The sequence below is a fragment of the Vibrio diabolicus genome (genome assembly GCF_011801455.1).
Classification (GTDB): Bacteria; Pseudomonadota; Gammaproteobacteria; order Enterobacterales; family Vibrionaceae; genus Vibrio; species Vibrio diabolicus.
The window spans coordinates 3,115,636-3,141,543 of sequence record NZ_CP042451.1 but is presented as its reverse complement, the minus strand read 5'-3'; the positions used below and the strand labels follow the sequence as shown (position 1 = coordinate 3,141,543).

General features: G+C 46.4%; 20 protein-coding genes. 10 read left to right on the top strand and 10 right to left on the bottom strand.

The window, feature by feature from the left end; all coding sequences use genetic code 11:
- Nucleotides 1–82: 82 nt before the first annotated feature.
- The 5 genes from gepA to glnA all read right to left on the bottom strand — a co-directional run bounded on the left by gepA (nucleotide 83) and on the right by glnA (nucleotide 7,558).
- Nucleotides 83–2,629, bottom strand: a complete 2,547-nt coding sequence (gene gepA / locus FR741_RS14825; protein ID WP_005395037.1) for a phosphodiesterase GepA — start codon at nucleotides 2,627–2,629, stop codon at nucleotides 83–85.
- 102 nt (nucleotides 2,630–2,731) lie between these two features.
- On the bottom strand, nucleotides 2,732–4,135 hold the full coding sequence (gene glnG, locus FR741_RS14820; protein ID WP_005395036.1) for a nitrogen regulation protein NR(I): 1,404 nt from the start codon (nucleotides 4,133–4,135) through the stop codon (nucleotides 2,732–2,734).
- 56 nt (nucleotides 4,136–4,191) lie between these two features.
- Nucleotides 4,192–5,238 (bottom strand): nitrogen regulation protein NR(II), encoded by a 1,047-nt coding sequence (gene glnL, locus FR741_RS14815; protein ID WP_012841226.1) that lies wholly within the window; start codon nucleotides 5,236–5,238, stop codon nucleotides 4,192–4,194.
- Between the two features lie 132 nt (nucleotides 5,239–5,370).
- Complete coding sequence (locus FR741_RS14810; RefSeq protein WP_012841225.1) at nucleotides 5,371–5,952, bottom strand: DUF4124 domain-containing protein; 582 nt, start codon at nucleotides 5,950–5,952, stop codon at nucleotides 5,371–5,373.
- Between the two features lie 196 nt (nucleotides 5,953–6,148).
- Nucleotides 6,149–7,558, bottom strand: coding sequence for a glutamate--ammonia ligase (gene glnA, locus FR741_RS14805; protein ID WP_005395023.1), 1,410 nt, complete (start codon nucleotides 7,556–7,558; stop codon nucleotides 6,149–6,151).
- Nucleotides 7,559–8,088: 530 nt separating this feature from the next.
- Between glnA and typA the strand changes: the two genes are divergently transcribed.
- Nucleotides 8,089–9,918, top strand: coding sequence for a translational GTPase TypA (gene typA / locus FR741_RS14800; RefSeq protein ID WP_046874152.1), 1,830 nt, complete (start codon nucleotides 8,089–8,091; stop codon nucleotides 9,916–9,918).
- 80 nt (nucleotides 9,919–9,998) lie between these two features.
- The gene (locus FR741_RS14795; protein ID WP_167427032.1) at nucleotides 9,999–10,541 is read left to right on the top strand and encodes an AAA family ATPase; all 543 of its coding nucleotides are present in this window, start codon (nucleotides 9,999–10,001) and stop codon (nucleotides 10,539–10,541) included.
- Between the two features lie 31 nt (nucleotides 10,542–10,572).
- Here FR741_RS14795 and FR741_RS14790 read toward each other — a convergent pair whose 3' ends face one another.
- A complete protein-coding gene (locus FR741_RS14790) occupies nucleotides 10,573–11,214 on the bottom strand; it encodes a DUF2959 domain-containing protein (protein ID WP_167427031.1) in 642 nt (213 codons plus the stop codon).
- Between the two features lie 301 nt (nucleotides 11,215–11,515).
- On the opposite strand from FR741_RS14790, the gene FR741_RS14785 reads away from it, so the two are divergent.
- The 3 genes from FR741_RS14785 to FR741_RS14775 all read left to right on the top strand — a co-directional run bounded on the left by FR741_RS14785 (nucleotide 11,516) and on the right by FR741_RS14775 (nucleotide 13,890).
- Nucleotides 11,516–12,460 (top strand): virulence factor BrkB family protein, encoded by a 945-nt coding sequence (locus FR741_RS14785; RefSeq protein WP_005379281.1) that lies wholly within the window; start codon nucleotides 11,516–11,518, stop codon nucleotides 12,458–12,460.
- On the top strand, nucleotides 12,432–12,866 hold the full coding sequence (dtd, locus tag FR741_RS14780; RefSeq protein WP_048624608.1) for a D-aminoacyl-tRNA deacylase: 435 nt from the start codon (nucleotides 12,432–12,434) through the stop codon (nucleotides 12,864–12,866). The genes FR741_RS14785 and dtd overlap by 29 nt, the downstream gene beginning before the upstream one ends.
- A gap of 106 nt (nucleotides 12,867–12,972) precedes the next feature.
- Nucleotides 12,973–13,890: a bifunctional GNAT family N-acetyltransferase/hotdog fold thioesterase gene (locus tag FR741_RS14775; RefSeq protein ID WP_005395003.1), complete on the top strand. Its 918-nt coding sequence runs from the start codon at nucleotides 12,973–12,975 to the stop codon at nucleotides 13,888–13,890.
- Between the two features lie 13 nt (nucleotides 13,891–13,903).
- Here the strand turns inward: FR741_RS14775 and FR741_RS14770 are convergent, their stop codons facing one another.
- The 4 genes from FR741_RS14770 to hslR form a co-directional block, all read right to left on the bottom strand.
- Complete coding sequence (locus FR741_RS14770; RefSeq protein ID WP_167427030.1) at nucleotides 13,904–15,997, bottom strand: AsmA family protein; 2,094 nt, start codon at nucleotides 15,995–15,997, stop codon at nucleotides 13,904–13,906.
- 192 nt (nucleotides 15,998–16,189) lie between these two features.
- Nucleotides 16,190–17,818, bottom strand: a complete 1,629-nt coding sequence (gene pckA, locus FR741_RS14765; protein WP_005395000.1) for a phosphoenolpyruvate carboxykinase (ATP) — start codon at nucleotides 17,816–17,818, stop codon at nucleotides 16,190–16,192.
- A gap of 337 nt (nucleotides 17,819–18,155) precedes the next feature.
- On the bottom strand, nucleotides 18,156–19,031 hold the full coding sequence (gene hslO, locus FR741_RS14760; RefSeq protein ID WP_046874147.1) for an Hsp33 family molecular chaperone HslO: 876 nt from the start codon (nucleotides 19,029–19,031) through the stop codon (nucleotides 18,156–18,158).
- Nucleotides 19,032–19,062: 31 nt separating this feature from the next.
- Nucleotides 19,063–19,449 carry a ribosome-associated heat shock protein Hsp15 gene (hslR, locus tag FR741_RS14755; RefSeq protein ID WP_031780440.1) on the bottom strand — a complete coding sequence of 129 codons (387 nt, stop codon included), beginning with the start codon at nucleotides 19,447–19,449 and terminating at the stop codon, nucleotides 19,063–19,065.
- Nucleotides 19,450–19,702: 253 nt separating this feature from the next.
- On the opposite strand from hslR, the gene gspC reads away from it, so the two are divergent.
- Genes gspC through gspG form a run of 5 tightly spaced genes read left to right on the top strand, consistent with a single transcriptional unit; the run spans nucleotide 19,703 to nucleotide 25,903 of the window.
- Nucleotides 19,703–20,626, top strand: a complete 924-nt coding sequence (gene gspC / locus FR741_RS14750) for a type II secretion system protein GspC (RefSeq protein ID WP_048624610.1) — start codon at nucleotides 19,703–19,705, stop codon at nucleotides 20,624–20,626.
- Nucleotides 20,627–20,662: 36 nt separating this feature from the next.
- Nucleotides 20,663–22,681, top strand: a complete 2,019-nt coding sequence (gspD, locus tag FR741_RS14745; protein WP_005394995.1) for a type II secretion system secretin GspD — start codon at nucleotides 20,663–20,665, stop codon at nucleotides 22,679–22,681.
- On the top strand, nucleotides 22,681–24,183 hold the full coding sequence (gspE, locus tag FR741_RS14740) for a type II secretion system ATPase GspE (protein ID WP_005394994.1): 1,503 nt from the start codon (nucleotides 22,681–22,683) through the stop codon (nucleotides 24,181–24,183). The genes gspD and gspE overlap by 1 nt, the downstream gene beginning before the upstream one ends.
- Entirely contained in the window at nucleotides 24,183–25,400 is a 1,218-nt protein-coding gene (gene gspF / locus FR741_RS14735; RefSeq protein WP_005394987.1) for a type II secretion system inner membrane protein GspF, read from the top strand. Before gspE ends, gspF begins: the two co-directional genes overlap by 1 nt.
- 59 nt (nucleotides 25,401–25,459) lie before the next feature.
- The gene (gene gspG / locus FR741_RS14730) at nucleotides 25,460–25,903 is read left to right on the top strand and encodes a type II secretion system major pseudopilin GspG (RefSeq protein ID WP_005394985.1); all 444 of its coding nucleotides are present in this window, start codon (nucleotides 25,460–25,462) and stop codon (nucleotides 25,901–25,903) included.
- The last annotated feature ends 5 nt before the right edge of the window (nucleotides 25,904–25,908 follow it).

Genomic DNA, 25,908 nt, shown 5'->3' with positions numbered 1-25,908 from the left:
AAGATTTGCAGTTAAGTATAAATAACAGTTAGGTAGATTGTCAGTAGAGGATGACTAGGAAATCAACGATTCTCGCTCTTTTCTACTTCATGTTAACCAAATGTGTTGGCCACTCTTCTAGTGGCATTGGACGACTGTAATAGAAGCCTTGCACTTGGTTGCAGCCTAAAGAGCGCAGTAATTGTGCTTGATTGCTATCCTCTACGCCTTCTGCGACGACATTGGTTTTGAGGCCTGCGGTGATATTGATGACCGCAGCAACGACCGAACTGTCTAAGTTTTCTTGCGTGAGTTGATTGATGAAGGTGCGATCAATCTTCAAACAAGTAAATGGCAGTGAGTGAAGATAACCCAGTGATGAGTAACCGGTACCGAAATCATCGATCGCGATCCCAATCCCCATATCACGCAGTTTGGTCATGTTTTCCAGTGTGGTTGGTGCGCTATCAATAATGCGCGACTCGGTGATCTCCAGTGTTAGGTTACTGGCGGGTAATTTTGTGATATCCAATACGTTGGTCACTGTATCGACAAAATCAGGGCAGGACAGTTGATTAACGGAGATGTTCACATGCAGTTGGAAGTCTGATGGCCACTGATTACTTTGAATGGCTTGGTATGTATCGCGGCAAGCTTGTAACAGAATTTGTTGGCCAATGGCTTTGATCATGCCGCTTTCTTCTGCGATTGGAATAAAATCTAATGGTGACACCATTCCTGAGTCACTGTGCCAGCGCGCCAGCGCTTCTGCGCCACACACATTACCACTAGCGAGATCCACAATAGGTTGATAATGAGGGACAAACTCTTGGTTTTCGATGCCAGTTTGAATCTTAGTCAGCATTTGGGTGCGGAACTTTGAAGCGCTTGCCAGTTCAGGGCTGTAATGACAGACACCGGTCAGTGAGTCTTGCTTGGCGTAGCTTAATGCGATGCTGGCGTTGCGAAGCCACAGCGGCATGGTTTCATTTGGTTGGGTTTGCACAATGCCAAGTGAAATCTTCATCACTACATTCTCACCTTCCACCATAAATGGGGTGGAAAAGAGTTGCTGTAATCGACGCTCGGTTTGTTTAACTTTGGCTTCCGTATCGGCGTTTGAGAGAAACACTGCGAACTCATCACCACCAATCCGAGCCAGTAACGCGTTATCACTAAACTCTTGTTTTAGCCTTTCTGCGATGCTGACCAACAGTTGATCACCGTTATGATGACCCACACTGTCGTTGATATCTCTAAATTTGTTGATACCAAGTAAAAATAAACTGCCGTGGCACAGGTGAGATTGGTTCTCACAGATTTCGACCAAGCCCTGACGACTGTATAAGCGTGTCAGAGAGTCATAAACCAACTGTTCACGCAACGCTTTAAATGAGGCTCTGAGGTTACTCGTCATCTCATTAAAGGCATGCACAAGTACCGTTGTCTCATACACATAACCAGGTTTTGGCATACTGCTGTCCCAATCGCCATTCGCAAGGTGTTGGGCGGCGTCGGCCGTCGCGTTAATCGGTCTGGTGACTCGGTTGAAAATGATCCAACTGATGGCGATACCAAATAAGCTGACGATAAACCCGACCAACCAACTCTTTTGTTGGCTTTTCGGCAATGTACCCAGCAACTCGGATTCAGATATAGAGGTGCCAATAAACCATGTTAAACCGTTTTGATCTCGGTATGGGGTTAGTCGGCTGAAAATACGTTGGCCGTCATGCTCAAATGAAAAGGTGTAAGGTTGCTTAGTATTGTTGAGATCAAACGACCGAACGCGGCTCGCACTGATTTTGATGATCGGATCTGCGTTTTCAGCCGCAAACAAACGCTGCCCTTTATCAGAAAACTTTGTGCCCCATGAGATGACGCTTCCCGGGCCTGAGTGAGCGATTAAACGATGCTCTGGGTCCATGATGTAGACCGAAGCTTTGGTGTTGTATTTTAACTCACGTAGAAATTCGTTAAATGTGTTGATGCGAATGTCTGTCACCAAAACGCCAGCAAATTGGTCGTGTTTATACACTGGTGTCATGGCTGACAGCGTAATATCCTGGCGTTCATCGGCATTCGTATAAATCTCAGACCACATCGAGGTTTGAGTCTCTGCGACGGGCGTATACCATGGGCGAGTGCGAGGATCGTATGGAGAGATAACCGTTCGAATGCTATTACTCACATGGTTGGTGCCATAAATAATCAGATCACCATCGGTATATCGATCTTGAACCATTAAGGTGTAATCGTCGGAAAGCTCGCGGCGGAACCCGGCAAAGTCACCGCTTTCTGAACCAAATGCGATGACATCCAACTGCGGTATCGATTGGTAAAGGTTTTTGAATGCACTCAGCAGGTAGCTTTGAATATCTGAGGTGTCGTGAGGGTGATAAAGGTTGTGATAGCTGACGTTATGCGCGAGAGCCATAACCGCAGTAAACGGCTTGCGCAGATAGCTATTAAGGTGGTCGTGGACACTTTCGGTTAACACGGAAAGTTGTTTGTCGCTGATATCTGTGACCACTTCTTCGTAGCTTTGTTTTTGGACGTAGACAATGACACCGATCGCCAGTAAGAAGATCATGACAAATGGAATGAGAACAGCGGTACGCAGTGTAATTTGAGTCGTAGCAGTAGACATTGCCTAATCACATAGATGGTGGTGCGCCACAATTGTACTGATATTTTTGTTAATATCGAGTGACAAACGACTCTCGTTGTTAACGCACCACGTAAGTGATTGTCAGTACAATTCTTTTAATTTTCTGGTAAGCGTGTTTCGCCCCCAGCCTAATACTTTAGCGGCATCTTGCTTGTGACCTTTAGTGTGCTCCAAAGCTGCCTCTAATAAAATGCGCTCAAATTCTGGTAAAGCATAAGAAAGTAGTTCTTTATCTCCTGCCGCGAGTGATTGACGTGCCCAATCCGCCAATTGTTCTTGCCAGCTGCCATGTTCAGAGTCCGAAATGGATTTTTTCTCTTCGAGCAGTTCGCTTGGTAAGTCGTTTGGCAATACCTCGCTACCACTGGCCATGACGGTTAACCAACGGCAAATATTCTCTAATTGACGCACGTTGCCTGGCCAATCAAGGCGGTTAAGAATTTCAACGGTCGACGGATGCAGAGTTTTGGTTTCGACCCCCAGCTCATCAGCCGCTCGGATAAGAAAATGCTGCGTAAGTTTTTCGATGTCTTGCTTACGTTCACGCAATGCCGGAATCTGCACTCGAATCACGTTCAAGCGATGGAATAAATCTTCACGGAAATCGCCTTCATGCACCAGCTTTTCTAAATTCTGGTGTGTTGCCGCGACAATCCTTACGTCGACGCTGATTGGGGAGTGACCGCCCACTCGATAAAACTGTCCGTCGGCCAGAACACGCAGCAAACGGGTTTGAATATCTAACGGCATGTCACCGATTTCGTCTAAAAATAGGGTGCCGCCATTGGCTTGTTCGAATCGACCCTGACGAACATTGTTCGCCCCGGTAAATGCCCCTTTTTCATGACCAAACAACTCTGACTCAATCAGATCTTTGGGAATCGCCGCCATATTGAGTGCAATAAAAGGTTTGTTGGCGCGAGGACTATGGCGGTGCAACGCATGAGCAACGAGCTCTTTACCCGTGCCCGATTCACCGTTAATCAATACTGAAATTGAGGAGCGAGAAAGACGACCAATGGCGCGAAATACTTCTTGCATGGCTGGCGCTTCACCGATGATTTCTGGCGTTTCTGCTGGAATGTCTTCTGGAGAGAGTTGCTCACGTTTATTTTCGTGACTGTGTGCAATCGCTCGCTCAACTAACGTTAAGGTTTCATCGATATCAAAAGGTTTTGGTAAGTATTCAAAGGCGCCTTTTTGGTATGCATTCACTGCCGCATCCAAATCTGAGTGGGCGGTCATGATAATCACGGGAAGGTCTGGGTAATCGCGCTGTACTTGTTTTAGCAGCTCTAATCCATCAATACCCGGCATGCGAATGTCCGATACCAGCACATCTGGTACTTCGCGTTCGAGCGCCATCAAAACGCTTTCCCCATCGGCATAGGTTTCGCATTTTATGTTGGCAGAGGAGAGCGTTTTCTCCATCACCCAGCGAATGGAACTGTCGTCATCAACGACCCAAACATATCCTTTACTCATGTAGTAATCCTTGCAGCAAACCGAAAACTGATGCGACTTGAAGTCCATTAGCGCAATCAGATCGGCAAATAAATAGTAAATGTTGTGTGACCAGGCCAGCTTTCTACGTCTATTTTTCCATTGTGCTGGTCGATCAAATTTTGTGAAATAGACAGCCCTAAGCCAGTTCCTCCCTCGCGGCCACTGACCATGGGATAGAACAGCGTGTCTTGTAATTCCGGTGGAATGCCTGGGCCGTTGTCTGTGATTTCGACACGCGCAGCGAGTTTACAGCGTTTGCCGTGAATATTAGCTTGATGCACCGTTCTGGTGCGAATGGTGATTTTGCCGTGTTCTTGATGGCTAAGAATTTGCGCTGCATTACTGACGATATTAAGCATCGCCTGTTCGATTTGGTCCGCATCCATCAAAATTTCTGGCAAGCTCGGGTCGTAATCACGTTCAATCACGATTGAACGTTGCGATTCTAGTTCAACCAACTGGCGGACCTTTTCCAGAATTTGATGCAAGTTTTCTTGTGTCTTCTTACCTGGCTTTTGTGGTCCGAGTAATCGATCAACGAGCGCTCTTAAACGGTCGGCTTGCTCAATAATGATGTGCGTATATTCGGTGAGAGAGGGATCTGGCAGCATTTTTTCTAGCAATTGCGCTGCACCACGTAATCCACCTAGCGGGTTTTTGATCTCATGTGCAAGCCCTCGGACTAACAGTTTCGCCGCTTGTTGTTGGGCGTGCTGGTTCAGTTCTTGAGAGAGTCGGCGCTGCTGATCAATTTTGCGCATCTCAACCAGAAGCATCAACTGCTTTTGCCAAGTGATTGGGCTAACTGTCACCTCTAGCATTAAGGGGCGGCCATCAACAACGAAAGTGACGTCACTGTCGGTGATGCTTTGGCCACTTTGCAATGGTTGAGTGAGCAGCGCGAGATCCAGCGACGCATGTTGAATCAATTGAGAAAGCGATTGTTCAACAATACGTTTCGCGCTTTGAGAAAACAGCAACTCGGCAGCCGGATTGGCATAACGGATAGCCAATCCATCATCAAGAATCAGCGTTGCTGTCACCATGTTGTTGAGAATGGCACTAGGAAGACTGGTATCCACATTACGTCCTTGTTTTGCTTTAAGATTGTGCGTTGCACAATAATGGTGCAATTGAACGTTAAGTATGGCGAATAAATCTCAGAAGAAAAAGTGAAAAGCACCGCAGTGATGCTATTTTTTTCACCAGATATTCTATTTTGCCCCTTTTACGGTCGGCTTAACACTTGCTCTATGTAAATGCACCGTTATAGGGCTAGTAGATGCAATAAGCTTGCCGCTTCTTTTCGCGTGCACGGCCAGTGTGTGGGTGCCTCGGTCAATATTGTTTAACTGCCACATCATATGGCTTTGTGGCGCACCATAAGGTTTTCCGTCGAGCAGCAGTTGCAACTGTTCGCCGATACCAAGCTTGCGATTGGTTTCCAGTTGAATATTGATGATGCCTCGGTTGCTGCGGATGGTTTCGTTATGTTGAGGAGTCAGCATCGAGAGCTTTAATGGGAGAGGTTTATCGGTTTTCTTTTCCGGCTTGTCTTGTGGCTCTTTCGATGGCTTGGTCTGAGGGGCGAGTGATTCCGTGCTTTCTACCTTAGGAGCGGGTGCGCTGGCTTCAAGGTTTGGCAACGCGATGGCTTTTGCACCTTGGTTTGGCGTATCACTAAAATGAACCACGCCATTTTTATCTACCCATGTATAAGCAACCTGCGCTGATGCGATGGAGACGATTAATAATCCGCTGAGAGCACATAGCGATGGAATAAGCTGAACTTTCATTGCTCACCTTCTTTTGATCGATGATTTCACGTTTCAATGGCTTAGCTCTTTGACCTACAAGGTAAAAAGTCCAAGCGTATTTTTATTATCCCCTCATGTTAAACGTCGAATCTTGACTGACGAATACAAAAAAGGCCCGCCTGCGAGGCGAGCCTAATATTTTGTTGCTGTGTTTACATTTTACACAGTGTCGACCTTATACAGAGTAGTAAAGTTCGAACTCAACTGGGTGAGTTGTCATGTTCACGCGCTCTACGTCCTGAGATTTCAGCTCGATGTAAGAGTCGATGAAGTCGTCAGAGAATACACCACCCGCTGTTAGGAATTCACGGTCAGCATCTAGCTCTGCTAGTGCGTCTTTCAGTGAGTATGCAACCGTTGGGATTTCTGCTGCTTCTTCTGCTGGTAGATCGTAAAGGTCTTTATCCATTGCTTCGCCTGGGTGGATCTTGTTCTTAATACCGTCAAGACCAGCCATTAGCATTGATGCAAAGCATAGGTATGGGTTAGCCGCTGGGTCACCAAAGCGAACTTCGATACGACGTGCTTTCGGGCTTGGTACCACTGGGATACGGATTGAAGCAGAGCGGTTACGTGCAGAGTAAGCAAGCATAACTGGCGCTTCGAAGCCTGGTACAAGACGTTTGTACGAGTTTGTTGATGGGTTAGCAAATGCGTTGATTGCACGAGCGTGTTTGATGATACCGCCAATGTAGTAAAGCGCCATTTCAGATAGACCGCCGTACTTGTCACCAGCAAATAGGTTTACACCATCTTTCGCTAGAGATTGGTGAACGTGCATACCGCTACCGTTGTCACCAACAAGTGGTTTAGGCATGAACGTCGCTGTTTTACCAAACGCGTGAGCAACGTTGTGTACAACGTACTTGTAGATTTGGATTTCGTCAGCTTTGGTTGTTAGCGTGTTGAAACGAGTTGCGATTTCGTTTTGACCCGCTGTTGCCACTTCGTGGTGGTGTGCTTCAACAACAAGACCCATCTCTTCCATTACTAGACACATAGCAGAACGGATATCTTGAGATGAATCCACTGGAGCTACAGGGAAGTAACCACCTTTAACGCCTGGACGGTGACCTTTGTTACCTTCTTCGTAATCAGAACCTGTGTTCCATGCTGCTTCTACGTCATCGATCTTGAAGAAAGAGCCTGACATGTCAGTCGCGAATTTCACGTCGTCAAATAGGAAGAATTCTGGCTCAGGACCGATAAGTACAGTATCTGCAACGCCAGTAGAGCGCATGAAGTCTTCAGCGCGTTTTGCGATAGAACGTGGGTCACGGTCGTAACCTTGCATTGTTGCCGGCTCTAAGATGTCACAACGGATGTTTAGTGTTGCGTCTTCCGTGAATGGGTCAAGCACAGCAGAAGATGCGTCAGGCATCATTACCATGTCTGATTCGTTGATACCTTTCCAGCCAGCAACTGATGAACCATCGAACATTTTACCTTCTTCGAAGAAGTCTGCGTCGATTTGGTGAGCAGGGATCGAAATGTGCTGCTCTTTACCTTTTGTATCAGTGAAGCGTAGGTCAACAAACTTAACTTCGTTTTCTTGGATCAGCGATAGAACGTTTTCTACTGACATCTTGGATAACCTCCAGTGTTAATAAGCGGTAAAAGCTCGATTTATGAATTATTCATGAAACCTGGCATTGATTAATCAATTTGACTTTTCATTAATCGATGCTGTTTTAACTAAAGCCAAAACCGTGCCAAAAAAAATATTCCATTAATTTCAAGCAATTGTGTTTTTTGGCGCTAGCTTGGTGCAGATGATTGCACCAAAATGATCTTTACTTGCACTATTATGGTGCGGAAAATCATTATTGCACCATAATGTGACAGGCGCATTGCTTATTCAGCCCAGTTTTTGAGCAAGAGTCAATTTGAATTATGCATCGATTGGAATAAAGTTGCGTTTAATCAATTCGTTCTGAGGAAGAAAATGGGCATTAAGCGTAAAAATCGCAGAAATGCTCGGGAGTAGATCACATATTTCTAGGCTTTTTGCTAAAATCTGGTACATTATGGCCGTTTTTTTAATCAGCAAATGTCGCCAGAGAGCACCCGTTCTCAGCGTGGGGGCATTTCATCTATCTAAGTGAATCAATATCCATGGCTACTCCACAGATTGATAAATTAAGAAATATCGCGATCATCGCGCACGTTGACCACGGTAAAACCACGTTGGTTGACAAGCTGCTACAACAATCAGGCACGCTTGAGTCTCGCGGTGAAGCTGAAGAGCGAGTCATGGACTCGAACGACATCGAGAAAGAGCGCGGTATTACCATTCTTGCTAAAAACACAGCAATCGACTGGAACGATTACCGTATCAACATCGTAGATACTCCGGGACACGCGGACTTCGGTGGCGAAGTTGAACGTATCATGTCGATGGTAGACTCTGTACTACTTATCGTTGACGCGGTTGATGGTCCAATGCCTCAAACGCGTTTCGTAACACAAAAAGCGTTTGCTCATGGTCTAAAACCAATCGTTGTTATCAACAAGATTGACCGCCCTGGCGCACGTCCTGATTGGGTTATGGACCAAGTGTTCGACCTATTCGACAACCTAGGTGCTTCTGACGAACAGTTAGACTTTAAAGTGGTTTACGCTTCTGCTCTTAACGGTTGGGCTTCTCTAGAAGAAGGCGAAACGGGCGAGAACATGGAACCGCTATTCGAAACTATCGTTGGCGAAGTAGCTGCACCAGAAGTTGACCTAGATGGTCCACTACAGATGCAAATCTCTCAGTTGGATTACAGCTCTTACGTTGGCGTTATCGGCGTTGGCCGTGTAACTCGTGGTAGCGTTAAGCCAAACCAGCAAGTAACGGTTGTTGGTGCAGACGGCAAAACTCGCAACGGTAAAGTGGGCACAGTAATGGGCTACCTAGGCCTAGAGCGTCACGAAGTTGAGCAAGCTAACGCGGGTGATATCATTGCAATCACTGGTCTTGGCGAGCTTAAAATCTCTGATACTATCTGTGCACAAAACGCAGTAGAAGCACTACCAGCACTGTCTGTTGATGAACCAACAGTAACCATGACGTTCCAAGTAAACACGTCTCCATTCGCTGGTAAAGAAGGTAAGTTCGTCACTTCACGTAACATCCTTGAGCGTCTAGAGAAAGAATTGGTGCACAACGTTGCACTACGTGTTGAGCAAACAGACGATCCAGATAAATTCCGCGTATCAGGTCGTGGTGAACTTCACCTTTCTATCCTGATCGAAAACATGCGTCGTGAAGGCTTCGAGCTTGCCGTATCTCGTCCAGAAGTAATCATCAAAGAAGAAGATGGTCAGCTAATGGAACCGTTTGAAACGGTAACTATCGACGTAATGGAAGAGCACCAAGGCGGTATCATGGAGAATATCGGCCTACGTAAAGGTGAGCTGAAAGATATGGCTCCAGACGGTAAAGGCCGTGTACGTATGGACTTCATCATGCCATCTCGTGGTCTGATCGGCTTCCAAACGGAATTCATGACACTGACTTCTGGTTCTGGTCTTCTATACCATACGTTTGACCACTACGGCCCACACAAAGGCGGTAACATCGGTCAGCGTATCAACGGTGTTCTGATTGCTAACGCTGCGGGTAAAGCGCTAACTAACGCACTGTTCAACCTTCAAGAACGTGGTCGTCTATTTATCGGTCACGGTGTGGAAGTTTACGAAGGCATGGTTATCGGTATTCACAGCCGCGACAACGACCTAACAGTAAACGCACTGAAAGGTAAGCAGCTAACCAACGTTCGTGCATCTGGTACAGATGACGCACAGGTTCTAACTCCGCCAATCATCATGACGCTAGAGCAAGCGCTTGAGTTCATCGATGACGACGAGCTAGTAGAAGTAACACCTGAAAGCATCCGTATCCGTAAGAAATTCCTAACGGAAAGCGATCGTAAACGTGCTTCTCGTGGCGCGAAATAACTTTCGTTAAGCGATTCAATTAAGAAGAAGCCCTGAGTTATGCTCAGGGTTTTTTGTATCTAGAGAATAAAAATATCAGCATGAAGCCAATCGTGATTACTGGTGGCCCTGGTGCGGGGAAAACCACCCTACTGAATGCATTAGAGCGGCAAGGGTATGCGACGTTTGCAGAGAGCTCTCGTACGCTGATTGAACAGCAAAGCCAGTTAAACGACGGTATCTTGCCGTGGACGAACCTGCCTGAGTTTGCTCAATTGTGTCTCGACTTGATGAGCAAGCAAAAGAGTGATGCGCGTTGTCATGACGTTGCGTTTGTTGATCGCGCCATCCCAGACATCATTGCTTACTTACAAGTGGGCGGTTGTAAGGTTGACCAAGCTTTCTTAACCGAAAGTGCTGGGTACCATAGTCAGGTGTTTACCTGTCAACCTGAAGCATCCATTTACGTGCAAGATGAAGTGCGTCCACACAGCTTTGAAGAAGCATTGGAGATTCATCAATCCTTAGTAGATATCTATGCTGAGTTGGGTTACGAAGTGGTAGAAGTGCCATGGGGCAGTGTGCTAGAACGAGTAGGCTTTGTTCGAAGAGTCATCGGTTTAGTTGGTGAGGTCACAGACTAAAACCTCCTCGCTAGGAGGAGGTTTGAATCATTTACTTTTGATTGAGCTTTTGCAGGAACTTATCAGACTCTGCAATCGCTTCGTTCATCTGTTTGATTGCAAACTGAATGTCTTTCTCTAGACTAGAAAACTCACCTTGTAGAGAGCCAATCGCACTCGCGTTAAGGTTGTGTTTCAAGTACAACGTGTTGTCGCGCAGTGTATTTAGTACAGGCGTCATCTTTTTCTCTGCACGCTTCATTGCGCTAAGCATGGTTTTGTACGAAGCTTTGGTTTCACGTAGCTTTTGTTCGCTTGAACGGCGCAATTTCACGCTCGAGTACAGCTCTAGTTCGTCTTGCCATTCATTAAACAGTGCGCCGGAAACGTCTTCAATCGCAGCAATGCGGTCACGAACGTCTTGCGCCGCTTTTTCGCTGTCTTCGTACTTGTCATTGATTTTGTTGTAGACACTTTCTAGCTCACCACCATCAAAATTAGTGATCGCAGATAAGGCTTCGAGCGCACTGGTGAATTCTTCTTGTGCATCTTGTTGAGATTCTTTGGCATCTTCAACGCGGTCGACCATAATATCTCGTTTATGGTACCCAACTTGCTCCATCGCTGAGTAATAAGCAGATTGACACCCTGTTAAAGTGAAAATTGATAGTACAATTGCTAATAAATAAGGCATTCTTATGTCCTCGACAATAGGGTCTGCCGACCTTTTGTGGTTGTTTTTTGTTCGATATAAAAGCGTTTTAATCGCGGCGAGAGGGTTGTAGCATAGTCATTCTAAGCAAAACGCCTCTCAACAAAGAGTAAAACGCTTCTAGACGAACCCTTCGGGCAGCGCTTGTGGTTTCTTTCTACTGCGTTATCGGCTTCTCTGGTAGGTTAACTACAATTCAAAGCCTCTGCCTTGTATAAAGAACCCACAAACTGCTGCAAAAATCAGCTCAAAAGGTCAACAGACCCTTATTATGGGATGAACTATGAACCAGTTATCAGAGAGTTACAAGGCAAGATTAATCAATCTACTGCCAAGTTGCGTCGCGTTTTTTAAGTATCTTCTTAAGCGATTAACGCATGATCGCGTCAATGTGAACGCGGGCTATCTTGCCTACATTACCTTGTTATCCATCGTGCCAATGCTGACGGTATTGTTATCAATATTGTCGAAATTTCCCGTTTTTGCGAACGTCGGTGAGGTGTTGCAAGGCTACATTATTGAGAATTTTGTTCCGGCATCTGGGGAAGCTGTACATACGGCATTGCAGGAATTTGTGGCGAATACGGGCAAAATGAGCGCGGTTGGCGGTGGGTTTTTATTCATTGCTGCAGTCATGCTGATTTCGAACATTGATAAGAACTTAAACTACATTTGGCGAGTTAAAGACAAGCGCCGTTTAGTCTTTTCATTCTCTATGTATTGGATGGTACTCACGTTAGGGCCGATCATGGTCGGTGCGAGTATCGCGGCGACATCGTACGTGACCTCACTGCAAATTTTAGAGAACGAGACATTATCTGGTGCGTTCAATCTGTTTTTACGTTGGTTACCGCTGTTGTTGTCTTTTTTCGCTTTCCTTGGATTATATATTCTGGTGCCGAATAAAAAAGTGCACCTGGCTCATGGCGCGATGGGGGCAGCAGTCGCTGCGATACTGTTCGAATTAAGTAAAAAGGGCTTTGCACTCTACATCACGCAGTTCCCATCTTATCAGCTCATTTACGGCGCGTTAGCCGCGATTCCTATCTTGTTTGTTTGGGTGTATTTATGCTGGATGATCGTGTTATTGGGTGCGGAAGTCACAGCTGCGCTTGGTGAGCGAGAGCACTGGAGCGAAGATTTAGACATGATACACTCGACCGCTGAATCTCAGTTAACAGATGAAGGAAGCGAGAGTAGTGATAGCGCTAATTCAACGAGTCAGTGAAGCTGCCGTCCGTGTGGATGGTGAAGTCGTAGGGGAAATTGATCGTGGTCTGCTGGTCTTATTAGGAGTAGAGAAAGACGACGATGAGGCCAAAGCAAAACGCTTGATGGAGCGTGTTACGACCTACCGCGTGTTCGAAGATGATGAAGGTAAGATGAACCTGAACGTCAAACAGGTAGCAGGCAAAGTGCTGGTGGTTTCTCAATTTACGTTACCTGCGGATACAAAAAAAGGCACTCGTGCTGGCTTTTCTCGCGGTGCGCATCCTGCTGATGCTGAGCGCTTGTATGATTACTTTTCTGATTTGTGTGAACAAGTTTTACCCACACAGCGTGGCCGCTTCGCTGCCGATATGAAAGTGTCCTTAGTGAATGACGGTCCGGTGACGTTTTGGTTGCAGGTCTAGTCTGGTAACACCGGTGCCATAGTCTAAGCTTTAACTCCAAGCTCATGGAATTGGCTTGGAGTGATTTTCCCGACATTTATTAGTGTTGTGCTTTCAAAGGATTGATATGTTCAAACTCATTACTCCCAAAACCGATAATCAGATAAACAAGTATTATCAGTTTCGCTGGCAACTGCTTCGTGAGCCATGGCGTATGCCAATTGGCTCTGAACGCGATGAATACGATGAAATGAGCCATCACCGTATGATTGTTGATGGCCGAGGTCGTCCTATGGCGATCGGTCGTTTATACATTACGCCGGATAATGATGGCCAAATCCGCTATATGGCGGTTAAAAATAATCGCCGCAGTAAGGGGATGGGCTCGCTGGTTCTGGTCGCGCTAGAGTCGTTAGCACGCCAAGAAGGGGCGAAGCGCTTGGTGTGTAATGCCCGTGAAGATGCTATCGCATTTTACGAGAAAAATGGCTTTGAGCGTCGCGGTGAACTAACCGACGAGCGCGGTCCTGTGCGTCACCAACAAATGGTGAAGCCATTGGATCCGATGGCGAATGTGTTACGTCGCCCAGAATGGTGCACTGAACTTCAGCAGCGCTGGGAGCAACAGATCCCAATTAGCGACAAAATGGGGATCAAAATTAACCAGTACACGGGTTATCAGTTTGAATGCTGCGCGCAACTTAATCCGAACCTTAATCCGCATAACACCATGTTTGCGGGGTCGGCTTTTACTTTAGCCACCTTGACGGGGTGGGGTATGACGTGGCTGCTGCTTAAAGAGCGCGGTCTGCATGGTGATATTGTGTTGGCCGACAGTTCGATTCGTTATCGTCAACCAGTCGAGCAAAACCCTGTGGCGAGCACTTCGTTGGATGGGATCAGTGGTGACCTAGATCGATTGGAGTCAGGGCGCAAAGCACGCATCGTCATTCACGTGGTGATTTATAGTGGCGACACGCCAGCCGTAGATTTTGTTGGTACCTATATGCTGATACCGAACTATTCGCAATTACTCAGCTGTTAATTGAGAGGGCGCCTTACTGATCTGTAGGGCGCTTATCTGTTTCGTTTTCTCGCTCTGTCGGTGGGAGGATTTGTTCCTCTGCGGTGGGATCAGTGACAGATGCTTCGTCTTCTTCGACAATTTCTTCGGAAAATTCTTCCTCTTGAATCTCCACATTGATGTTATCGATCGCAGTTGGCTGCTCCATGGCTGATTCACTTATTTGTGGAGTGCTTTCAACATCAGCCGGTTCTTTTGGAGCTGGTGCTTTTAAACACTCATTATGATGGATTTCGCCACTGAGTAGATCGCCTTCAACGCTCCCGCACGACTCTTTCCATTGATAAATAATGCCACTTAGCGGGTTGTTGGCCATATCAAACTCGCCCCAAACCCTACCACTCATAGCTTTCCCTGAAATGGTGACTGGTTCTATGGCGACTTCCCCTCGTTGTGCGGTTAAACGCAGCGGACTTAAGGTAATGGCTTTGAGAGAATGATTCGCTTGGGACTTTAAACGGGTATCTCGTAGGTTGGCTTCCACTTCACCCGATAAGCTGTAGGCCAGCATGTTGCGATCACCTGATAACCCTTGTAGATCGAGGCTGAGATCGGAAAAACCATCAATAGCCAGTGTGTCGGGTAAATAATCGTGGAAGAGTGATAAGGGAATGCCATCGGCATTGAGGTTGAGTGCCCAAGGCTGGCTCGGAGTACTTAGGTCTATCTGTCCGATGCCTTCTACGTAGCCTTGCTCGAGTGGTGCAAAAAGGCGTGTCAGTTTCCAAAAGCCATTCTCACTTTGCATGGCAAGTGCAGCATGAGACGTGAGCACTTGGTTATAACTGGCGTTGATAACGCTAGCTTCCAGATCGCCATGCCAAAGGCCCCAACGTTGATTGACATGTTTAAGATCAAGCTGCTGCCCTTCGATGTTTAAACCGGAGAACTGCCAATAAGGTTCGTGAGATAGCTGAATGATTTGGCTGCGCTCGATGTCGAGTCGTTGGATTGTGACATGATCTAACTTACTGATGGCGGCGTGCCACCAGTTTTGGTTATCTTCAGGTTGTATTGCCCACTTGAGGCCTTGAATGGAGGCTTCTTCGAGTTGCCATTGCGTTGGAGTGAACCCCCCAGAGACCTGCACACGACCTTGCTGCCAATCTAAGCTGAGATCGTTGAGCTGGATTTTTCCAGGCTCTATAGCAGCACTTAAACGAGGCTCTATTGCGGTTTGCTGTTGGAATTGGACGCTATCCGCCTGCAATGAAACTTGAGCCGTTGTCTCCCAGAGAGATAGTGGCAGTGTGGCGTTTTCTACGGAGAGCTCTAAGTTTTGCCAGTGCCAATCGCCCCATTCAATATCGGCGTTCAGTAAGTCTAAGCTATTAATGTGATTAATCTTGAATGGTATTGCTTGCCAAGGCTTAGCAAGCAGTGATTGGAGCTGGGTATCATTGAGTTGCAACTTATTGATGGTCACATTCACTAAAGACCAGCCTTGTGGATACTGCTCGCCTTGCCCTGAAATTTGACTGTTACGCCAGTTAAATGAGGTGCCATAGAGCGTACTGTCTTGCGGTTTGTAGTCCATGTCGACCAAGACCTGATTAAAGGCTTCGCCATTCCAATAGATCTGGTCGGCTGCAAGTTGAACCTCGCCATATGGTATTAACTGGCCATTCCATTGTGGTGATTGAATTTGAAGGTCAATGCCATTACCAGAAAACTGCTCGTCGGCGTAATCAATATTTTTGAGCGCGATTTGATGGAATAAAACGTTATCTAAAGGCGGGAGCTTTGGCGCGCCATACTGCAAATTAAGTCCATCAATCAATAAGCTATCAACGATCCATTTACCATCGCGATAAACATCGGGATTCATCCATAAATCGACTTGCTCGATGTAAGAGCCGTCGTCTACGCTTGTGTTCACACCCTGTAAAGTTAGGTGGTAGGGAAAATCGTAACGCACGCTTTCTGCTTGAAAGGGCAAGGAAATGCTGTTTGATAGCAGACGCCAAGTTGCATCGGCGTAAGATGTTGTTAACAGCGCAATCGTAGTGGCCGGAATGGCAACTAAGATAACCAGTAACAGAATTAGAAATCGACGCGCTGTTTTCATCCCTGCTAGAACCTACGTTTGCTATTAAATAAAACTAGATAGGCTTTAGCTTGTATCAATATTCTGCGGTATTCAATAAAAAGCCCCTCAAAAGAGGGGCTTGAAGCGGTTTTTTGTAACTTGGTCTACGTAAAAGTGATAAGTGGCTGCCCACTTATCACTGTGGTTTACGCGACGTCGTTGTTACTCGACTTAATCAATCTGAGGGCCAGCGGCAACCAGAGATTTACCTTCCGCATTGTCCGTGTATTTATCAAAGTTATTGATAAAGCGTTCAGCCAAGTCTTTCGCTTTGCTTTCCCACTGAAGTGGATCAACGTATGTGTCACGAGGGTCTAGAATGCTTGGATCCACACCTGGTAGTGAAGTCGGTACTTCAAGATTGAAGATAGGAATGTGCTTAGTTGGTGCATCTTCAATCGAACCATCAAGAATCGCATCAATAATTCCGCGCGTATCTTGAATCGAGATACGTTTGCCAGTGCCGTTCCAACCTGTGTTCACTAGGTAAGCCTCAGCGCCTGCTGCTTCCATACGTTTAACCAGTACTTCTGCGTATTTAGTTGGGTGAAGCGTTAGGAACGCTGCGCCAAAACATGCAGAGAAGGTTGGTGTTGGCTCAGTAATACCACGCTCTGTTCCTGCCAATTTTGCAGTAAAGCCAGATAGGAAGTGGTACTTAGTTTGCTCAGGTGTCAATTTAGACACTGGAGGTAGCACACCAAATGCGTCCGCTGATAGGAAGATCACTTTATTCGCGTGACCGCCTTTTGATACTGGCTTAACGATGTTGTCGATATGGTAGATAGGGTAAGAAACACGAGTGTTTTCTGTTTTCGAACCATCATCAAAGTCGATAGAACCATCGCTACGTACCGTTACGTTTTCTAGCAGTGCATCACGGCGAATTGCGTTGTAGATGTCTGGCTCCGCTTCTTTCGATAGCTTGATGGTTTTCGCGTAACAACCACCTTCGAAGTTGAAGACGCCGTCATCATCCCAACCGTGCTCATCATCACCAATTAACGCACGTTTAGGATCAGTCGATAGTGTGGTTTTACCCGTACCAGAGAGACCAAAGAATACCGCTACGTCGCCGTCTTTGCCCATGTTAGCGCTACAGTGCATTGATGCGATGTCTTTTAGAGGAAGGAAGTAGTTCATCATTGCGAACATGCCTTTCTTCATCTCACCGCCGTACCAAGTACCACCGATAAGTTGCATGCGCTCGGTTAGGTTAAATACGGTGAAGTTTTCTGAGTTCAGACCTTGCTCTTCCCATTTTGGGTTAGTGCATTTTGCGCCATTCATTACCACGAAGTCTGGTTCAAATGTTGCCAATTCTTCTTCCGTTGGGCGGATAAACATGTTTTTAACGAAGTGCGCTTGCCATGCGACCTCCGTGATAACACGAATGCTCAAACGCGTATCTGGGTTTGCACCACAGTAACCGTCAACAACAAACAAGCGTTTGTTAGAAAGCTGGTTTGTGACCAGTTCTTTCAGCTCGTCCCACACTTCTGGAGTGATTGGTTTGTTGTCATTTTTTACTTGATCAGACGTCCACCACATATGCTCTTCTGTCGTAGCGTCTTTGACGATGTATTTATCTTTTGGTGAGCGACCAGTAAAGATGCCAGTGTCAACGGCAACCGCACCTAGTTCAGTAACCACGCCACGCTCATAACCTGTTAGGTCTTCACGCGTTTCTTCCTCAAACAACATTTCGTAGCTAGGGTTGCGAATAACCTCTTTAACGTTATGCAGTCCGTGCTTGGTTAGATCAAGTGTTGCAGCCTTAGTATGTTCCATAACGGTCATAGGTGCTCCTTATAAGGATTTTTGTAGGGATTTTGTAAGAATGTTTTAATTTTAATCTGCTCACCATGCTAGCAACGGGGCGGGGAGAAAACAGGGAGATAGCTCAAAATTTATCCATGATTTCAATAAGGTTTTAGGTAACCCGTCACATATTGGTGGGAATAGTTTATCGTGCACGCAATCCTTTGCGCTAGGGCAAAATCATTATTAATTGTTTAAAATTAAGCAGTTGTTTTATTACGCTTGAAGCGAGGCATTACGAGGGGTTGATCACAAAAATGCCAGCATTAAGCTGGCATTTTGTAGGGTAAATTACGTGCTTGATAAGCTATGTAAATTAATGCAGTGTTTTCTTGTCCGCAGAAGCTTGTGCATACAGCTCGGTGACTTCTGCTTCGTCGAACGTATAGGTCGTGCCACAGTAATCACAATGTAAAGAAACGGATCCTACTTCAGCCAAAATGTCATAAATTTCAGCTTTCTCAACGGTGATGATAGCGGCACCACTACGATCACGAGAACAGCCACAATGGAATTCGACAGGTTGCGGTTCGTAAAGGCGCACTTTGTCTTGGTTATATAGGCGGTATAGTAGTTCGTTAGCTTCTAGACCAAATAGCTCTTCATCTTTTACCGTGTCAGTCAGTTGCTCTAGATGCTCGAAATCATCTGGTGAACCAGTGCCATCAGGGATTACTTGAATCAACATACCTGCTGCGTGGGCTTTACCTTCATGCTCGCCCGTGCGGATCCATAGACGCGTTTTTAGCTGCTCTGAGTTTGCAAAGTAGCCTTCTAGTACGTCGGCTAGAGTATCACCTTCTAATCCAACGACACCTTGGTAACGCTCACCGTTTTTCGGTTCGATAGTGATAACGAGGTAACCTTTGCCCATGAGATCGTGGAGGCTTGCATCATCGGCAATATCGCCTTCCCAGCGAGCCACGCCACGAACGCGTTGCTTGTGGTCACCGTTGATAACGGCAAGAGATACAGGGCCGTCGCCTTGTAGCTGAATGGTGATTGAGCCTTCGAACTTAAGAGTGGCAGTTAAAAGAGTGGTTGAAACGAGTAGCTCACCCAGCAGTTTCTCTATTGCTGCCGGATATTCCTTGCTGGAGATAACACGTTGGTACGCTTCATCCAATTGTACCAACTCGCCACGTACTGAAAGATCTTCGAATAGGTAGCGGTTTAAAACATTATTTGCCATGGAGTGCTTTCCTCGTTGGTAATTCCGGCTTTTATTGGTGTTTGAACTTAATGATGTCTCTGCGCTGCTTTTTATCTGGGCGGCGTTCTGGACTTGGGTTGTGGGCATTAAGCTTACGTTGAGTCGCGTGTTCCTCACGTTTCGCTATACTTTCATTAGTTTCGCGATACAAGGTCTGTGCGATGGGAGCGCCTCGGCGTTGATCAGAAATTTTTTCGATGATCACCGTTTTTTCTTCGTTGCCTTGACGAAGTCTTACTTCGGCGCCCACTTCAACGATTTTACTCGGTTTGCTTCGTTGGCCATTATAGTGGACTTTACCACCATCGACCATGTTACGAGCGATAGAGCGGGTTTTATAAAATCTTGCGGCCCATAGCCATTTATCTAGCCTAACGGCTTCATTTAGGGAACTCATAGAACACTACGCTATCTAATCACTGCCCGAATATGGCAATGAGTGATGGATTATTCACCTACAGATGGAGTCAAGGCGTATTTTTTTCAAGGGAGTTGGCAAAAACTGCATAAGAAAAAGGTATGAAAGACAACTTGTGATATAGTTCACTGCTCTTTGTTGAGTAATAATTTTATTGCAAATTTAGCAATTTAAAGTCGATAGCTATTGTTATAGCTTACATGACGAACGTTAGAATAAAGGAATCCATTCAGTGAAACGTTTAGAGCTAAGTGCAGGATTATCAAGCAGACCGCTACTGGCTCAGATCAAGTCCAATAATTATACAATTCAAGCCAAACTTAGCTTGTTGCTCACCTGTCTGTTTATTGCGATAACCGGATGGATACTTGGCAAAATTGTATGGTTAGCCATACCTCAATCGTCGGAAGTGCCGCAATGGCGTCCATCGACGAGCAGCGTTGTTGCGAGCAATAAAGGCGACGCGATAGATTTTAATGCCCTTCAGAATGCCAACCTATTCGGTAAATTCACTGAACAAAAGCCTGCAGTTGTAGAACAACCTGTTGTTAAAGACGCTCCTAAGACGCGCCTTAACCTTACACTGGTTGGCGCGGTTGCAAGCAGTGATGCGAATACCAGCCTTGCTGTCATTGCCAACCGTGGCAAGCAAGCAACGTATGGTTTAGGTGAAGAAATTGAAGGTACGCGTGCGACACTAAAAGCCGTATTAGTGGATCGCGTCATCATTGATAACCAAGGTCGAGACGAGACCTTAATGATGCAGGGTATAGAATATAAGAAGCTATCTGAATCGCCGCAGATAGCCAGAGCCCAATCTCAACGAGCAGAATCAACGTCTGACGTTGGAGAAAAATTAGAGCAAATCCGAGAGGAAATTGCGAAAGATCCACAAAGCGTTTTCAAATACATCACCATTTCACCCGTCAAAAGAGACGGGGGCATTGTTGGTTATCGAGTGTCACCTGGTCGTGATGCCGCGCTGTTTAATGATGTGGGTCTAGAACCTGGTGATATTGCGGTGCAACTTAACGGGATCGATTTAAGCGACCCGTCTTCTTCAGTACAACTGATGCAAGTGATGAGCGATCCGCAAGAATTAAATTTAACTGTTGAGCGCGACGGCCAACAGTACGATATCTATATCCAATTGTAAGACTTAGGCAACCGGCGTAAGTTCAGGGAGACATACGTGAAACATTGGTTCAGCAAAAGTGCTTGGCTACTAGCAGGAAGTTTACTCTGCGTCCCAGGTGCAATAGCAAACGAATTTAGTGCCAGCTTTAAAGGCACTGATATTCAAGAATTCATCAACATAGTGGGTCGTAATCTCGAAAAGACCATCATTGTTGACCCTTCAGTGCGCGGTAAAATCGATGTCCGCAGCTATGACGTGCTTAACGAAGAGCAATACTACAGCTTTTTCCTTAACGTACTCGAAGTATACGGCTACGCCGTCGTAGAAATGGACAACGGTGTACTTAAGGTTATCAAAGCGAAAGACTCAAAAACGTCAGCAATCCCTGTATTAGGTGATGGCAGCGCGCAAGGCGACAGCGTTATCACTCGAGTTGTTGCAGTGCGTAATGTGTCGGTTCGTGAGTTGTCGCCTCTACTTCGTCAACTGATTGATAATGCTGGTGCTGGTAACGTAGTTCACTACGATCCTGCGAACATCATCTTAATCACAGGTCGTGCGGCGGTCGTAAATCGCTTAGCAGAAATCATTAAGCGTGTTGACCAAGCGGGTGATAAAGAAATTGAGCTGGTGGAACTGCGCAATGCTTCTGCTGCCGAAATGGTGCGTATTGTTGAAGCACTGAATAAAAGCACCAATCAGAAGAGCACGCCTGAGTTCCTTGAGCCTAAAATTGTTGCCGATGAACGCACCAACGCGATTTTGATTTCTGGCGATCCTAAAGTACGTGCGCGTCTGAAGCGATTGATTCGTCAACTTGACGTTGAAATGGCGACCAAAGGTAACAACCGTGTGGTTTACCTGAAGAACGCGAAAGCTGAAGATTTGGTGGATGTACTAAAAGGTGTCTCCGATAACCTACAAGCTGAAAAGCAAGTCGGCCAGAAAGCGTCAGGTGCCCAGCGTGGTGAAGTGGTGATTGCTGCGCACGCAGCGACCAATGCCTTAGTATTAACGGCTCCACCAGATATCATGAATGCGCTACAAGATGTTATTGCTCAGCTTGATATTCGTCGTGCTCAAGTCTTGATTGAGGCGCTGATCGTTGAAATGTCAGAAGGTGACGGCATTAACTTAGGTGTTCAGTGGGGCTCACTGGAAACCGGTGCGGTGATTCAGTACGGTAACTCTGGTGCACCGATTGGTCAGGTAATGGTTGGTCTAGAAGAAGCAAAAGATCAAACTCGAACTGAATACTACACAAATGCGAATGGCGAACGAACGCCATATGATGTTACTGAATCTGGTGACTATTCTACTCTTGCATCGGCACTGAGCGGTGTTAACGGTGCTGCGATGAGCATCGTGATGGGTGACTGGACTGCTTTGGTCAGCGCGGTAGCGACCGACTCCAACTCAAACATTCTATCTTCTCCAAGTATCACTGTAATGGATAATGGTGAAGCATCATTTATTGTTGGTGAAGAAGTGCCTGTTATCACAGGTTCTACTGCTGGCTCAAACAACGACAATCCATTCCAAACGGTTGATCGTAAAGAAGTGGGCATCAAGCTTAAGGTTGTGCCACAAATTAACGAAGGTGACTCTGTTCAGTTAAATATCGAGCAAGAAGTGTCCAATGTGTTGGGGGCTAACGGTGCGGTTGACGTTCGCTTTGCTAAGCGTCAGCTAAATACCTCAGTCATGATCCAAGATGGTCAGATGCTGGTTCTTGGTGGCTTGGTTGATGAACGTGCACTCGAAAGTGAGTCAAAAGTACCGCTACTGGGTGACATCCCAGTGCTTGGTCATTTGTTCAAATCAACCAGCACGCAAACAGAAAAGCGTAACTTGATGGTGTTCATCAAGCCGACGATTATTCGTGATGGTATGACCGCAGACGGCATTACACAGCGCAAATACAACTTTATTCGCGCAGAGCAGCTCTACAAAGCGGATCAAGGATTGAAGTTGATGGCTGACGAGAAGATCCCAGTCATGCCGGCCTTTGGTCAGGAGCGTCAGCACCCAACCGAGATCCAAGCGTTTATTGATCAGATGGAAAATAACTAATGGTTGATATGTTAGACACAGCGCCAAGTATGCGTCGTCTGCCATTCAGTTTTGCCAATCGCTTTAAACTGGTGCTGGAGACAGAGCATCCTGAGCGTCCGCCCATTCTTTACTATGTCGAGCCGCTCAACCCAGCGGCTCTGGTCGAAGTCCGTCGTGTGCTGAAGAAAAGCTTCGTACCGCAGCCTATCGATAAAGAAGCCTTTGATAAAAAGCTGACCGAAGCCTATCAACGTGACTCGTCTGAAGCGCGTCAATTGATGGAAGACATCGGTGCCGATAGCGACGACTTTTTCTCATTGGCTGAAGAGCTGCCGCATGATGAAGACTTGCTAGAGTCAGAAGACGATGCACCAATCATTAAGTTGATCAATGCGATGTTGGGTGAAGCAATTAAAGAAGGGGCGTCGGATATTCATATCGAAACTTTCGAGAAAACCCTTTCGATTCGTTTCCGTGTCGATGGCGTATTGCGTGAAGTGCTCACTCCAAGTCGTAAGCTTGCACCACTGTTAGTGTCGCGAGTGAAGGTCATGGCGAAGCTGGATATTGCAGAAAAGCGTGTACCTCAAGATGGTCGTATCTCGCTGCGTATTGGTGGTCGTGCGGTTGATGTGCGTGTTTCTACAATGCCGTCGTCACATGGTGAGCGAGTAGTTATGCGTCTGTTGGATAAAAACGCGACGCGTCTCGATTTGCATAGCTTAGGTATGACGCCTTCCGTGCACGACAATTTCCGTCATCTTATTCAGCGTCCTCACGGTATTATCTTGGTCACCGGCCCGACGGGTTCTGGTAAGTCGACGACTTTGTACGCTGGCTTGCAAGAGATCAACAGTAACGAACGCAATATCTTAACGGTTGAAGACCCGATTGAATTTGACATTGATGGCATCGGTCAGACTCAGGTGAACCCGAAGGTCGACATGACTTTTGCGCGTGGCTTGCGTGCTATTCTGCGTCAGGACCCTGATGTGGTGATGGTCGGTGAGATCCGTGACTTAGAAACCGCACAAATTGCAGTGCAAGCGTCCTTAACGGGTCACTTAGTAATGTCGACCCTTCACACCAACACCGCTGTTGGTGCGATCACGCGTCTACGCGATATGGGCATTGAACCATTCCTTATTTCTTCATCGTTATTGGGTGTGTTAGCACAGCGCTTGGTTCGTACGCTTTGCCCGAGTTGCAAAGAACCGTATGAAGCCGATGCTGAACAGAAGAAACTGTTTGGTATGGAAGCGCATGAACCACTAGAGCTACACCGTGCTAAAGGCTGCGAAGCGTGTAACCAAAAAGGCTACCGAGGTCGAACAGGTATCCACGAGCTCATTATGGTCGATGAGCAAGTGCAAGAATTGATTCACCGAGAGTCTGGTGAGCAAGAAATTGAGAGAGCTGTTCGCGCCCATACGCCAAGTATTCGCAGTGATGGTCTAAGCAAAGTACGTCGTGGTATTACGTCACTTGAAGAAGTGATGCGAGTGACGAAGGAAACCTAATGGCGGCATTTGAGTACAAAGCGCTAGATGCAAAAGGCAAGCATAAAAAAGGCACGATAGAAGGGGACAATGCCCGACAAGTGCGCCAGCGACTCAAAGAGCAAGGGATGATCCCGATTGAAGTGGTTGAGACGAAAGCTAAATCGGCTAAGTCTTCAGGCTCAGTCAGCTTTAAGCGCGGCATCTCAACATCTGAGCTGGCACTAATCACACGTCAATTGTCCACGTTAGTCCAATCAGGTATGCCTTTGGAAGAATGTTTGCGTGCTGTCTCTGAGCAGGCTGAAAAGCCGAGAATTCGTTCTATGCTGGCTGCGGTTCGCTCGAAAGTAACCGAGGGTTATCCGCTCGCCGACAGCTTTGCTGATTACCCACACGTGTTTGATGAACTCTATCGCTCCATGGTTGCGGCGGGTGAAAAGTCAGGCCATCTTGATACGGTATTAGAGCGTTTGGCGGACTACGTCGAAAACCGTCAGAAGATGCGTTCCAAACTGCTTCAAGCCATGATCTACCCGGTGGTTTTAGTGGTGTTTGCGGTTGTTATTGTTTCTTTCTTATTAGCGACAGTGGTACCCAAAATCATTGAGCCAATCATTCAGATGGGACAAGAGTTACCTCAGTCAACGCAGTTCTTATTGGCAGCCAGTGAGTTTGTGCAAGATTGGGGGCTTATCATCTTCGTCGTGCTGGTGGTGTTTTTCTATGGGCTCAAACTGGCGTTGCAAAAACCAGACTTTCGCTTAGCTTGGGATAGAAAAATCTTGAGCCTACCGCTATTAGGCAAAATCTCTCGAGGTTTGAATACCGCACGATTCGCACGAACACTTTCGATTTGTACTTCCAGTGCGATCCCAATTCTAGAAGGCATGCGCGTTGCGGTGGATGTTATGTCTAATCGCTATGTGAAGCAGCAAGTATTGCTTGCTGCGGATAACGTTCGAGAAGGTGCCAGCCTGCGTAAGGCGTTGGATCAAACTCGTCTGTTTCCACCAATGATGCTACACATGATCGCCAGTGGTGAGCAAAGTGGTGAATTGGAGAGCATGTTGACGCGTGCTGCCGATAACCAAGATCAAAACTTTGAATCTACAGTCAATATTGCGCTAGGTGTATTTACTCCGGCATTAATTGCCTTAATGGCTGGATTAGTGTTGTTTATTGTGATGGCGACCTTGATGCCAATGCTAGAAATGAATAACTTGATGAGCGGATAAATTCGAATTAAGACGTGTCTACTTACGGCATGGCTTGAATCTAACTTTCGGAGAAAAAAATGAAATTTAAGCGTAGTAAACAACACGGTTTCACACTTTTAGAAGTGATGGTTGTTGTCGTTATCCTTGGTATTTTGGCAAGTTTCGTTGTTCCAAACCTATTGGGTAACAAAGAGAAGGCTGACCAACAAAAAGCGATTACGGACATCGTAGCGCTGGAAAATGCCCTAGATATGTACAAGTTGGATAACAGCGTTTACCCAACGACAGACCAAGGCCTGGAAGCATTAGTTAGCAAGCCTTCTAACCCAGAGCCTCGCAACTACCGTGATGGCGGTTACATCAAACGTCTTCCTAATGATCCTTGGGGTAACCAGTACCAGTACCTAAGCCCAGGCGATAACGGTACGATTGATATCTTCACTCTAGGCGCAGATGGCCAAGAGGGTGGAGAAGGTCCAGCTGCAGATATTGGCAACTGGAACATGCAAGATTTCCAATAAATAGA